Below are 12,913 nucleotides of genomic sequence, written 5' to 3' on the forward strand. Positions count from 1 at the left end.
GGCGTCACTTTCCTGACTCTCTCCATCATCCTTCGGGATGAGGGTTTTGACCGTATCGCGAATTCTGTGGCGAAATAAATAGTGTAGTCGCCGTCACAAAAAGATGCGGTGTTGCGGAATTTTCCGTAAAGTCCGGTACTCTGAATAATTAGTTAAAAATCCTTCAGGAGAAAAGCCATGAGGTGGCAACAACGTGTTCGTGTCGCAACGGGTCTAAGTTGCTGGCAGATTGTGTTGCATTTACTGGTAGTGGCGTTGCTGGTAATGGGCTGGATGAGCGGCAAGCTGGTGCACGTCGGCCTGGGATTATGCGTCGTGTATGGCGTAACGGTTATCTTAATGCTGGCATTGCAACGTCACCATGAACAGCGCTGGCGTGATGTGGCTGACGTGCTGGAAGAGCTGACGACCACGTGGTATTTCGGTGCGGCAATGATCGTACTGTGGTTACTGTCGCGTGTGCTGCAAAACAACGTGTTACTGGCGCTGGCGGGGCTGGCGATCCTTGCCGGACCCGCAGTGGTCTCGCTGTTGGCGAAAGACAAAAAGTTACATCACTTTGCGTCTAAACATCGCATACGCCGCTGAGCCTGTTGTGGCCGCTATCACCAATAGCGGCCACAAACTTCCCCAGACAATCTGCAGACTCGCATCCTTCAGGTAAATCTGTTTTGTGATGTCCGTAAAGTGACGGATCGGGTTTATCCATGTCAGATTCTGCAACCACACAGGCATATTTTCGACCGGAGAGACATATCCGGACAGCAAAATCGCCGGCATCATAAAGACAAAGACGCCGATAAATGCCTGCTGCTGTGTCGCGCACAGTGACGAAATCAGCAAGCCAAATCCCACCAGCGACAGTCCGTAAATCACCATCGTGAAGTAGAACAGCCCCAGTGAACCGGCAAACGGGATGTGATAGGCCCAGATGCCGATTGCCAGTACGATGGTGGCCTGAAAGGTGGCAACAATCAGTGCCGGCACCGCTTTACCGATGAAAATCTGCCAGGTGGTAAGTGGGGAAACCAGCAGTTGATCCAGCGTGCCTTGCTCGCGCTCGCGAGCAACCGAGAGCGAGGTGACGATCATTACGCCGATAGTGGTGATCATGGCGATCAGCGACGGAACCACGAACCATTTGTAATCCAGATTCGGGTTGTACCAGTTACGCACGACCAGCTCGCTGTTGTTTGGTTTCGGCTTGCCGTCCATCAACTCCTGCTGATACGTCTTAACGATCTGCTGCAGATAATTTGCGGCAATCTGCGCGCTGTTGGAGTTGCGCCCATCGAGAATTAGCTGCATGGGTGCCTGCTGGAAAGTATCCAGATTACGCGAGAAGTCTGCCGGGAAGCGCACCAGTAGCAGTGCTTTTTGCGTGTCGATGGTGGGTTGGATTTCCTGGGGACTTTTTAGCAGCAGAATATGGGTAAAGGCGCTGGCGCGGGCGAAGCGTTGGGTTAATTCCACCGAATGTTTACCGTTGTCTTCGTTGTAGATAGCGATAGTGGCGTTGGTGACTTCCAGCGTTGCCGCAAACGGGAACAGGATCACCTGAATCAGTACCGGTAAAATCAGAATGGCTCGCGTTTGCGGTTCGCGTAGCAGCGATTGCAGCTCTTTACGAATTAACGTCCATAAGCGATGAAACATGCCCGTCCCCTTAATCCAGCCGACGTTTGGTTTTCAGCCACGTCAGGCCAATAAACATTACCGCCGAAGCGATTAAAAACAGCACGTTGATAATTAGCACCACTGGAATATTTCCCGCCAGAAACAGGCTTTGCAGGGTGCTGACGAAATAACGCGCCGGAATAATGTAGGTTACCGCCCGGATAATCGCGGGCATGCTGTCTATCTGGAAGATAAAACCTGACAGCATAATCGAGGGCAGGAAAGCGGCGTTCAGCGCGACCTGCGCGGCGTTAAACTGGTTGCGGGTAATAGTCGAAATCAACAGGCCCATGCCGAGCGTACTCAGCAGAAACAGGCTGGTAATGAAAAACAGGATCAGCAACGAGCCGCGATAGGGCACGCCAAGAATAAATACCGACACCAGCATACACAGCAGCATCGCCAGCATGCCCAGAAAGTAATACGGGATCAGTTTGCACAGCAGCAGCTCGACGCGGGTGACTTCGGTAGACAGCAGGGCCTCCATGGTTCCGCGTTCCCATTCGCGCGCTACCACTAATGAGGTGAGGATTGCGCCAATGACCGTCATTATGATGGTCACCGCTCCGGGAATAATAAAGTGCTGGCTGATGGCTGCCGGGTTAAACCAGTAGCGGGTCTGCACGTCGATCAAGGGCTTGAATGATTCTCCCCGGTCTTCCGCCCGCTGTTGTTGCCAGATCTGCCAGATACCTTCGACATAACCCTGTACAAAGTTGGCGGTATTCGGTTCGCTGCCGTCGGTGATCACCTGGATCGGCGCCACGTCGTTGGGTCGCGCCATCTGCTGGGCAAAATTCACCGGGATCACCACCAGCCCGCGAATGCGCCCGGCCTGCATTTTCTCAATCAATTCCTGACGGTTATCGCTGATGGTAGCATCAATATACGGCGAGCCGGTCATGGTATGGGTAAAATCCAGCGCCTCCTCGCTTTGCTGTTCGAGCAAAATCCCTACCCGCAGCTTGCTGGAGTCGAGGTTGATCCCGTAGCCGAAGATAAACAGCAGCAGCAGCGGGATCACGACGGCAATCAGCCAACTGCTGGGATCGCGGACGATCTGGCGGGTTTCTTTCACGCACAGCGCGCGTACGCGACGCCAGGAGAGGGCGGAATTACTCATGCGCGTGCTCCTTATCCCAGTCATTGATTAGCGTGATAAACGCCTGTTCCATCGTTGGGTCCGGCGTGTCGCTATCGGCTGCTTGTGCTTTCAGGTCATCAGGCGTGCCGCTGGCAATCAGTTTGCCGCGATACACCAGCCCGATACGGTCACAGTATTCCGCCTCATCCATAAAGTGGGTGGTCACCATCACCGTGACGCCTTTTTCCACCATGCTGTTGATATGCAGCCAGAACTCCCGACGGGTGAGGGGATCGACTCCGGAAGTGGGTTCATCGAGGAACAGGATATCGGGTTCATGCATCAGCGAGCAGGCCAGTGCCAGGCGCTGCTTAAAGCCCAGCGGCAGATCGTCGGTGGCGTGAGACGCGATGCTTTTCAAACCGAATGCCTCGCTCATACGATCAATTTTGTCTTTCTGCGCACGGCCACGCAGACCGTAGACGCCGGAGAAAAAGCGCAGGTTCTGCTCAACGGTCAGGTTGCCGTACAGGGAGAATTTTTGCGCCATATAGCCCAGATGCTGGCGTGCTTTGCCGGAGCTGACTTTCAGATCCATGTCCAGCACCAGCGCTTTGCCGGAGGTGGGAACCAGCAGGCCGCACATCATTTTAAAGGTGGTAGATTTACCGGCACCGTTGGGCCCTAGCAGGCCAAAAATCTCACCACGTTGTACGGAAAAGTCTACGTGGTCGGTCGCGGCAAAATCGCCAAACTTCTTGGTCAGCGCTTTGGCTTCGATCACCGTTTCGCCAGGCGTGCCTTCAACCGTATGCAGGATAGCGCCCAGTGGCGATTCCGATGTCCCGGCTCCGCCGAGTAAATCGATAAAGGCATCCTCGAAGCGGGGAGTCGTTTCGCTGATGTTAATCTCCGGCATGCCGTCTGCCCGACGAATATCGTCCGCAGTTGCTGCTTTTTTCAGGATTAAGCGTACCGATTTCCCCTGAATCATCCCGTCGCTGACCTGCGGTAGTTTTAATGCCCGTTGCAGCAATCGACGGTTATTTTCCTGCGGACTGCTCATCAGGAAACTGCGGCCCGCCATGGTTTGCGTCAGTCGCGTCGGTTCACCCTGATACAACAGTTCGCCTTCGTTCATCAGCAGTACATCGCGGCACTGCTCTGCTTCATCCAGATACGAGGTGCTCCAGAGGATCAACATGCCATCCCCCGCCAGTTCGTGCACCATTTGCCACAGTTCACGACGGGAGATGGGGTCCACACCGACACCCGGTTCATCCAGCAACAATACTTTGGGTTCGCCGACCAGCGTACAGGCCAGCCCGAGCTTCTGTTTCATCCCACCGGAAAGTTTGCCCGCCAGTCGTCCGGTAAATGGCCCCAGCGAGGTAAATTCCAGCAGGCGGGCAAAGGTTTTTTCTCGCGCTTCGCCGGTGACGCTACGCAAATCAGCATAGAGATTGAGGTTCTCCATGACGGTTAAATCTTCATACAGGCCAAATTTCTGCGGCATATAGCCCAGTACCGCATGCAGCGCGCTGTCGTCCTTGATAGGGTCAAAGCCAATCACCGCAGCACTTCCGGCATCGGGTTTTAACAATCCCGCCAGCATGCGCATCAACGTGGTTTTCCCCGCGCCGTCCGGCCCGACAAGTCCGGTCACGTAGCCTGCATGTACGGTGCAGTCGAGCGGGGCAACGGCCGGTTTTTCCATTCCGGCAAAGTTTTTAGTCAGGCCTTTGAGCGTAATAACGGCATCATTCATGCCGTGCCTCGTCACTGAATTTGATCGTCACCGGCATTCCCTGGCGCAGCGCATCGTCCGCGTCGGTCACCACAATACGCAGGCGATAAACCAGGTCGGTGCGCAGGTCAGGGGTCTCGACCGTTTTCGGCGTAAATTCGGCGGTTGGTGACACAAAGCCGATTTTACCGTGATACGGTTTGTCCGGACGGCCATCGGTGTAGAGCAGGATCTCACGTCCCGGCTGTGCCTGGCTCAGATTCCGCTCATCTACGTAGGCGCGAACCCAAACCGGACGCGTGAGTGACAGCGTCAGTACCGTACCGCCTGCGCTTAGCATACTGCCGGGTTCGACTGCACGGGTAAGCAGCGTACCGTCAGACGGCGAGGTCAGCGTGGTGTCATGCAAATTAAGCTCTGCCTGTGCCAGCTCGGCCTGAGCTTGTTCGAGCGTGGCTTTTGCCTGCTCGATGTCCTGCACACGATTACCGCTGCGATATTGGCTGAGTTTGTCCTGTGCGGATTTTAACGAGGCTTGCGCCTGGTCACGTGATGAACGGGCGTTTTCCAGATCGTTAGCGGAGATGGTGCGGCTTTTCCACAATCCAACCTGTCGATTATAAAAGTTCTGTGCGTAATCATAGGCGGCCTGTGCCTGTTTGACGGCCGCTGCCGCCTGGGCGATCTCTTCAGCGCGATACCCGGCCAGCATCAGATCGTATTGCGCCTGGGCAGCGGCAACATTGGCTTTGGCCTGCATCAATGCGTTTTCATACGGTGCGCGGTCCAGTTCGCCCAGCACCTGACCGGCGGTAATCGCATCGCCTTCATCAACCGCCAGCGAGGCCAGTCTGCCGCCGACGCGAAAACTTAGGTTGACGCTACGGATATCGACATTGCCGTACAGCGTCAGGCTGTTATCTTGCCGACTCTGATACCACCACGTTCCACCGGCAATCACGGCAACGAGGGCCGCGATAACCAGCCCGAGAACGACAGGTTTTTTCATGACTCCAGACTCCTTTGCGTTAAACCTTGCAGAATAAGATCGATGTGACAGGTGATCGTTTGATCAATCAGCGCGGTTTTATCTTCATCAAATTGTGACCAACCCGTACGCAACAGAATGGTTTCTTTCCCCAGACGAAAGGCCAGCACCTCGCCGAGGATGGCGTGGGTATGCAGAATCATTTGGGTATCGTTGGCATCGCCGCCGGTATAGGCGGCAATCAGGCGCGTCAGGTGTGTATGCAGCGGATTGATAACCTGGTCGTGCACCAGTTGATAAGCCGCGGTGGGGGAAAGCTGTTCCCGCGAAATAAATTTGCTCAGGTTTACGGTGTCGTCCTGGGTGAGCAACATGATCATATTTTTGCAGGCGCGCAGGATTAATTCGCGCATCGCGCCACGATCCGGCTCTGGCTGAGCGAATAAACGCTCGGCCTCTTCAGCGTGCGGACGAAACTGTGAGCCGATAAAATCGGCAATCCACTGGGCGCAGGCGAGATATAAATCCTCTTTTGAGCCAAAATAGTAGGTGATAGCCGCTATATTTTGCCCGGCCTGCGCGGCGATATCGCGCGTGGTGGCGTGCAGACCATACTCGCCGAATTGTGCCAATGCGGCGGCAATGAGTTGGTTCTTCGCCTGTTCACCTTTGGTTGTCATGGTGGGTGTATTCATAGCATGACCTGATCTTAATCAATCGATTGATTAAGATTATGACTGATGTGCAACCTTGTCCAGTCCGGATCGTTATTTTCCTCGCAGGGATAATTTATGCGGCACATCACAAAAACTGCTACACTCCGCCCCTTCATGACATTGTGGTTTTTGTCATCTCTATTGTATGTATCTCCCTGAAAACGACACCGGTAACGGTCAGGGCGGTTCGGAGTTGTTATGTCTTTTGATTCCCTTGGTTTAAACCCTGAAATTTTACGTGCCGTTGCCGAACAGGGTTACCGTGAACCTACCCCTATTCAGCAACAGGCGATCCCTGCCGTGCTGGAAGGCCGCGATCTGATGGCCAGCGCCCAGACCGGTACGGGGAAAACGGCAGGTTTTACCCTGCCGCTGTTGCAGCACCTGATTACCCATCAGCCGCATGGTAAAAGCCGTCGCCCGGTGCGTGCGCTGATCCTCACGCCAACCCGCGAACTGGCTGCTCAAATTGGCGAAAACGTCCGTGATTACAGTAAGTATCTGAACATCCGCTCGCTAGTGGTCTTCGGCGGCGTCAGTATTAACCCGCAGATGATGAAGCTGCGCGGCGGCGTAGATGTGCTGATTGCCACGCCTGGTCGTTTGCTCGATCTGGAACACCAGAATGCGGTGAAACTGGATCAGGTTGAGATCCTGGTACTCGATGAAGCTGACCGCATGCTGGATATGGGCTTTATTCACGACATTCGTCGCGTTCTGGCGAAGCTGCCGGCAAAACGCCAGAACCTGCTGTTCTCAGCAACGTTCTCTGACGATATTAAGTCGCTGGCCGAAAAGCTGCTGCACAATCCGCTGGAAATCGAAGTGGCGCGCCGTAATACCGCCTCAGAGCAGGTGACTCAGCACGTTCATTTCGTGGATAAAAAACGTAAACGTGAGCTGTTGTCGCAGATGATTGGTCAGGGCAACTGGCAGCAGGTGCTGGTGTTTACCCGTACCAAACACGGTGCGAATCATCTGGCTGAACAGCTGAATAAAGACGGTATCCGCAGCGCGGCGATCCACGGTAACAAATCTCAGGGAGCGCGTACCCGTGCGCTGGCCGATTTTAAATCCGGTGATATACGCGTGCTGGTAGCGACCGATATTGCCGCGCGCGGGCTGGACATTGAAGAGTTACCGCACGTGGTGAACTACGAGCTGCCAAACGTCCCGGAAGATTATGTGCACCGTATTGGTCGTACCGGGCGTGCCGCAGCTACCGGCGAAGCGTTGTCTCTGGTGTGCGTCGATGAACACAAGTTGTTGCGTGACATCGAGAAGCTGCTGAAAAAAGAGATCCCGCGTATTGCAACGCCAGGCTATGAGCCGGATCCCTCCATTAAAGCTGAGCCGATCCAGAACGGTCGCCAGCAGCGTGGCGGCGGCGGTCGCGGTCAGGGTGGAGCAGGGCGTGGCCAGCAGCCGCGTCGTCAGGATGGCGGTGCGCCAAAAGCGAAACCGCGTAGCGGCGAAGGCAAACCGGCAGGCGATAAGCCTCGTCCGCCGCGCCGTCCGCGCAAACCATCTTCCGCACAGTAATTGCGAGCCCGGCCGAAAGGTCGGGCTTTTCTTTTTGCGACACGTCCCAGAAAGTGCCACAATAGTGGCTGTTTATACAGTATTTCAGGTTTTCTCATGGCACTTACGGCTGCGTTAAAAGCGCAAATCGCCGCCTGGTATAAGGCGCTTCAGGAACAGATCCCCGATTTTATCCCCCGTGCGCCGCAGCGGCAGATGATTGCTGACGTCGCGAAAACGCTGGCAGGTGAAGAAGGACGGCATCTGGCGATTGAAGCGCCGACCGGAGTGGGGAAAACCCTGTCGTATCTGATTCCCGGTATTGCCATTGCGCGTGAAGAACAGAAAACGCTGGTGGTCAGTACCGCTAACGTTGCGTTGCAGGATCAGATCTACAGCAAAGACCTGCCGTTGCTGCGTAAAATCATCCCCGATCTGCGTTTTACCGCTGCTTTTGGTCGTGGTCGTTATGTCTGCCCGCGCAATTTGGCCGCGCTGGCCAGTACCGAACCCAATCAACAGGATCTGCTGGCCTTTCTCGACGATGACCTGACGCCAAATAATCAGGAAGAACAAAAGCGCTGTGCCAGGTTGAAAGGCGATCTCGACAGCTATAAGTGGGACGGGCTGCGCGATCACACCGATATCACCATCGATGACGGACTCTGGCAGCGTCTGAGCACCGATAAAGCCAGCTGTCTGAATCGCAACTGTCACTACTATCGTGAATGCCCTTTTTTTGTCGCCCGCCGCGAGATTCAGGAAGCCGAAGTGGTGGTGGCTAATCATGCGCTGGTGATGGCGGCAATGGAAAGCGAAGCCGTTTTGCCGGAGCCGAAAAACCTGCTGTTAGTCCTTGATGAAGGCCATCATTTGCCGGACGTCGCCCGCGATGCGCTGGAGATGAGTGCAGAAATCAGTGCCCCATGGTATCGACTTCAGTTGGATCTGTTCTGCAAATTAGTGGCGACCTGCATGGAGCAGTTCCGCCCGAAAACCACGCCGCCGCTGGCGAATGCCGAGCGGTTGAACGGTCACTGTGAAGAGCTGTATGAACTGATTGCTTCACTTAATAACATCCTCAATCTCTATATGCCCGCTACCCAGGAAGCGGAACACCGCTTTGCAATGGGAGAACTGCCTGGTGAAGTGATGGAGATCTGCCAGCGGCTGGCGAAACTGACGGAAATGCTGCGCGGCCTGGCAGAACTGTTCCTCAACGATCTCAGTGAAAAAACCGGTACCCACGATATTGTGCGTCTGCATCGGGTTATTTTGCAGATGAACCGGGCATTGGGCATGTTCGAGGCGCAAAGCAAATTGTGGCGTCTGGCGTCGCTGGCACAGTCGTCAGGCGCGCCGGTGAGTAAATGGGCGACGCGCGAGGTGCGTGACGGACAGATCCACGTCTGGTTTCACTGCGTGGGGATCCGCGTGAGCGATCAGCTCGAAAGACTGCTGTGGCGTAGCGTACCGCATATTATTGTCACCTCTGCCACGCTGCGTTCTCTCAATAGCTTCTCGCGTCTGCAGGAGATGAGCGGTCTGAAAGAAAAAGCGGGAGACCGCTTTGTTGCACTGGACTCACCGTTTAACCACGTTGAACAGGGCAAAATCGTCATTCCGCAGATGCGCTACGAACCGTTAATTGATAACGAAGAGCAGCATATCGCGGAAATGGCCGCCTATTTCCGCGAGCAACTGGAAAGTAAAAAGCATCAGGGCATGTTGGTGCTTTTTGCCAGCGGACGGGCGATGCAGCGTTTTCTTGAGCACGTTACCGATCTGCGCTTGCTGCTGCTGGTACAGGGCGACCAGCCGCGCTATCGTCTGGTGGAGTTACACCGAAAGCGGGTGGAAAACGGTGAACGCAGTGTACTGGTTGGACTGCAATCTTTTGCCGAAGGTCTGGATTTGAAAGGCGAATTGCTGACCCAGGTACATATTCACAAAATCGCGTTTCCGCCCATCGATAGTCCGGTAGTGGTCACTGAGGGCGAGTGGCTGAAAAGCCTGAACCGCTACCCTTTTGAGGTGCAAAGCTTACCAGCAGCGTCGTTCAATTTGATCCAGCAGGTGGGGCGACTCATTCGTAGCCATGGCTGCTGGGGTGAAGTTGTGATCTACGATAAGCGGTTGTTGACCAAAAACTATGGCAAGCGTTTACTGAACGCGTTACCCATTTTTCCGATAGAGCAGCCTGCTGTGCCAGACGTTATAGTAAAACCAAAAGAAAAAGCGAAACCCACGCGCCGCCGTCGGCGTTAACGATGCGAGCAACAGGAAAGGAGTTATCGATGGATTACCGCAAAATCATCAAAGAGATTGGGCGAGGTAAAAATCACGCGCGTGACCTGGACCAGGATACTGCTCGCGGACTGTATACCCATATGCTGAATGGCGATGTACCGGATCTTGAAATGGGCGGCGTGCTGATTGCGTTGCGCATTAAAGGCGAAGGCGAAGCGGAAATGCTGGGCTTTTACGAAGCGATGCAAAACCACACCATTCGCCTGACGCCGCCGGTTGCCAAACCCATGCCCATTGTCATTCCCAGCTACAATGGCGCGCGCAAGCAGGCCAATCTGACGCCGCTGCTGGCTATCTTATTGCATAAGCTGGGCTTCCCGGTGGTGGTGCACGGCGTCAGCGAGGATCCTACCCGCGTGCTGACAGAAACTATTTTTGAGCTGATGGGGATCATGCCCACGCTGCATGCCGGCCAGGCACAGGCAAAACTGGATGGTCATGAACCGGTATTTATTCCGGTGCGCGCGCTGTGTCCGCCTCTGGATAAGCAACTGACGATGCGCTGGAGAATGGGGGTGCGCAACAGTGCACATACGCTGGCGAAGTTGGCCACGCCGTTTGCAGAAGATGCCGCGCTGCGTCTTGCCAGTGTTTCTCATCCTGAATATGTCTCGCGAGTGGCGAAATTTTTTGGCGACATCGGCGGCCGTGGTCTGCTGATGCACGGTACCGAAGGCGAGGTGTACGCCAACCCGCAGCGCTGTCCGCAGATAAGCCTGATAGATTCGTCCGGCGTGCGAGTGCTACAGGACCGCCAGAGTGAGATGCCTGACGAGCCAGTCCCACTGCCGGTAGCAAAAGATCCGGAAACCACTGCCCGCTGGATAGAACGCTGTCTGGCCGGAAGCGAGCCGATACCGGCCTCATTGAAAATTCAAATGGCCTGCTGTCTGGTGGCCACCGGAGAATCCGCCACGCTGGCAGACGGGCTCGCTCGCGTCAATCAAAGCTTCTGACCCTTTCTTCATCCCGACGGGCCTGCCATCTGGCCCGTCAGTCGTTCCTGTCCAGCACCCTCTGCAACGTGAAATTTCTGCACGATTATTGACCTCCTGGCGACCGTAGCGCAGCATAGTTTGTTGAAAAATAAGAAACACAACAAACACGCAACACAACAGGAGATAACAATGGACAGTGGACATCGCTTTCACGCGCCAACGCTACATGCGTTTATTCAGGCCGTTTTCCGACAGATGGGGAGTGACGAGCAGGAGGCGCAGTTGGTGGCCGATCATCTGATAGCCTCAAACCTCGCCGGGCATGATTCACACGGTATCGGGATGATCCCAAGCTACATTCGCTCATTCTCGCAGGGACATCTGCAGATCAATCGTCATGCCAAAGTGGTCAAAGATGCGGGCGCAGTGGTTACGCTGGATGGGGATTGCGCATTTGGTCAGGTAGCCGCGCATGAAGCTATCGCGCTGGGGATTGAGAAAGCACAGCAGTATGGAATTGCTGCGGTAGCACTGCATAATTCTCACCACATTGGGCGCATTGGCTACTGGGCGGAGCAGTGTGCGGCGGCGGGCTTTGTCTCTATACACTTTGTGAATGTGGTGGGGATCCCGATGGTTGCCCCGTTCCATGGTCGTGATAGCCGTTTTGGCACCAACCCTTTCTGCGTTGTGTTTCCACGTAAAAATGATTTCCCGTTGCTGCTGGACTATGCGACCAGCGCCATCGCTTTTGGCAAAACGCGCGTGGCGTGGCACAAAGGTGAGCCGGTTGCGCCGGGCTGTCTGATTGATGCTCAGGGGGCTCCTACTACCGATCCTGCCGTTATGCAGGAATCGCCATTGGGCTCGCTGCTCACCTTTGCCCAGCATAAAGGCTACGCGCTGGCGGCAATGTGTGAAATCATGGGCGGTGCGCTTTCTGGCGGTAAAACGACCCACGAAGCCAGTTTGCAGAACAGCGCAGACGCCATTATTAACTGCATGATCACGATCATCATTAACCCAACACTATTCGGTGCCCCGGACTGTGACAATCAGGTTTCGGCATTTGCTGAATGGGTCAAAGCGTCGCCGCATGCTGAGGATACGCCTATCCTGTTACCGGGTGAGTGGGAAGTGAATACCCGTGAAGAGCGGCTGGCGCAGGGTATCCCGCTTGATGCCGGAAGTTGGCAAGCGATATGTGAGGCGGCACAGCAAATCGGTATGCCGGATGCGGTATTGCAGGCGTTTCGCCAACGGCTTGAACGTTAGATAAAAAAAGCCCGTCCAGTGGCGGACGGGCAAACAAAGGGTAACAAACAGGGTCAATGAGGGTTGGAGCATTGGGTCGTACAGGAATTCTGTTGGTTATTTGTAGATAACCGCGGTGCCGCTCATTTTGTCGTTGCCGACAGCGGAGGTGATGCTGTAACCACTTGCACCAGCAGCAGCTGCTTTTTCAGCCAGTTTTGCTTCCAGGCCGTCCAGCGTGGTGGCGCCATCAGCAGATACCACACCCATTTTATTCATGCTTTGCGCCTGAGTGGAGGTAACCGGCTCAGCAGCGAAAACACCAAATGACAGGGTAGACAGGGCGATAGCAGCAACAGCAAATTTAATGTTTTTCATGATTTTTCTCTCGCAGGTTTATTCGGTTAGTCGATGTTCTGTTCAGCAGACGTTGTTCTGTCGATGTGAGAAGTATCACGTTTTTTTCGGTGAGAGAAAATCGAATAGAATTGACGACATCAATCAAAAAAATTGAATGACAAATAACTTATTGAATATTAATAAATTCAGAAGAGGGATTTACAGTTCTTGTCATAGCGCTTTACAGAGAAAGTGACAACGGCACATTTTGCTACACCGCGAGTGAAAAAGCGTGCTCGTAAAGGAAATCGTATGCGCTGAAACTTTTGGTAAAGATGA

Annotated in this window: 11 protein-coding genes; 5 read left to right on the forward strand and 6 right to left on the reverse strand. The window is 54.4% G+C overall.

Going from position 1 to position 12,913, the window contains the following annotated elements; genetic code table 11:
• Window positions 1-177 precede the first annotated feature (177 nt).
• Complete coding sequence (locus OGY19_RS23940; RefSeq protein WP_048212208.1) at window positions 178-588, forward strand: YbhQ family protein; 411 nt, start codon at window positions 178-180, stop codon at window positions 586-588.
• Here the strand turns inward: OGY19_RS23940 and OGY19_RS23945 are convergent.
• From OGY19_RS23945 to cecR, 5 genes are read right to left on the reverse strand one after another with little or no spacing between them, the layout of a single operon-like run.
• The gene (locus OGY19_RS23945; RefSeq protein WP_061067575.1) at window positions 550-1,656 is read right to left on the reverse strand and encodes an ABC transporter permease; all 1,107 of its coding nucleotides are present in this window, start codon (window positions 1,654-1,656) and stop codon (window positions 550-552) included. The two genes, OGY19_RS23940 and OGY19_RS23945, sit on opposite strands and share 39 nt — an antisense overlap.
• A gap of 10 nt (window positions 1,657-1,666) precedes the next feature.
• A complete protein-coding gene (locus OGY19_RS23950) occupies window positions 1,667-2,800 on the reverse strand; it encodes an ABC transporter permease (protein WP_061067576.1) in 1,134 nt (377 codons plus the stop codon).
• Entirely contained in the window at window positions 2,793-4,529 is a 1,737-nt protein-coding gene (locus tag OGY19_RS23955) for an ATP-binding cassette domain-containing protein (RefSeq protein ID WP_115602340.1), read from the reverse strand. The genes OGY19_RS23950 and OGY19_RS23955 overlap by 8 nt, the downstream gene beginning before the upstream one ends.
• Window positions 4,522-5,517 carry a secretion protein HlyD gene (gene hlyD, locus OGY19_RS23960; RefSeq protein WP_115602339.1) on the reverse strand — a complete coding sequence of 332 codons (996 nt, stop codon included), beginning with the start codon at window positions 5,515-5,517 and terminating at the stop codon, window positions 4,522-4,524. Before hlyD ends, OGY19_RS23955 begins: the two co-directional genes overlap by 8 nt.
• Entirely contained in the window at window positions 5,514-6,191 is a 678-nt protein-coding gene (gene cecR / locus OGY19_RS23965) for a transcriptional regulator CecR (RefSeq protein WP_003035216.1), read from the reverse strand. Before cecR ends, hlyD begins: the two co-directional genes overlap by 4 nt.
• A 219-nt stretch (window positions 6,192-6,410) precedes the next feature.
• Here cecR and rhlE point away from each other — a divergent pair, with 219 nt between their 5' ends.
• The 4 genes from rhlE (at window position 6,411) to OGY19_RS23985 (ending at window position 12,256) form a co-directional block, all read left to right on the forward strand.
• Window positions 6,411-7,754: an ATP-dependent RNA helicase RhlE gene (gene rhlE, locus OGY19_RS23970; RefSeq protein WP_115602338.1), complete on the forward strand. Its 1,344-nt coding sequence runs from the start codon at window positions 6,411-6,413 to the stop codon at window positions 7,752-7,754.
• Window positions 7,755-7,850: 96 nt separating this feature from the next.
• Entirely contained in the window at window positions 7,851-10,001 is a 2,151-nt protein-coding gene (gene dinG / locus OGY19_RS23975; protein WP_286597332.1) for an ATP-dependent DNA helicase DinG, read from the forward strand.
• A 29-nt stretch (window positions 10,002-10,030) separates the two neighbouring features.
• Window positions 10,031-10,999 carry a DNA-binding protein YbiB gene (ybiB, locus tag OGY19_RS23980; protein ID WP_115602337.1) on the forward strand — a complete coding sequence of 323 codons (969 nt, stop codon included), beginning with the start codon at window positions 10,031-10,033 and terminating at the stop codon, window positions 10,997-10,999.
• Window positions 11,000-11,170: 171 nt separating this feature from the next.
• Window positions 11,171-12,256 carry a malate/lactate/ureidoglycolate dehydrogenase gene (locus tag OGY19_RS23985; RefSeq protein ID WP_115602336.1) on the forward strand — a complete coding sequence of 362 codons (1,086 nt, stop codon included), beginning with the start codon at window positions 11,171-11,173 and terminating at the stop codon, window positions 12,254-12,256.
• 96 nt (window positions 12,257-12,352) lie between these two features.
• Here OGY19_RS23985 and ybiJ read toward each other — a convergent pair whose 3' ends face one another.
• Window positions 12,353-12,613 carry a DUF1471 family protein YbiJ gene (gene ybiJ, locus OGY19_RS23990; RefSeq protein ID WP_048212199.1) on the reverse strand — a complete coding sequence of 87 codons (261 nt, stop codon included), beginning with the start codon at window positions 12,611-12,613 and terminating at the stop codon, window positions 12,353-12,355.
• Window positions 12,614-12,913: the final 300 nt, after the last annotated feature.

This window comes from Citrobacter sp. Cy070 (assembly GCF_030332245.1).
GTDB lineage: Bacteria > Pseudomonadota > Gammaproteobacteria > Enterobacterales > Enterobacteriaceae > Citrobacter > Citrobacter youngae.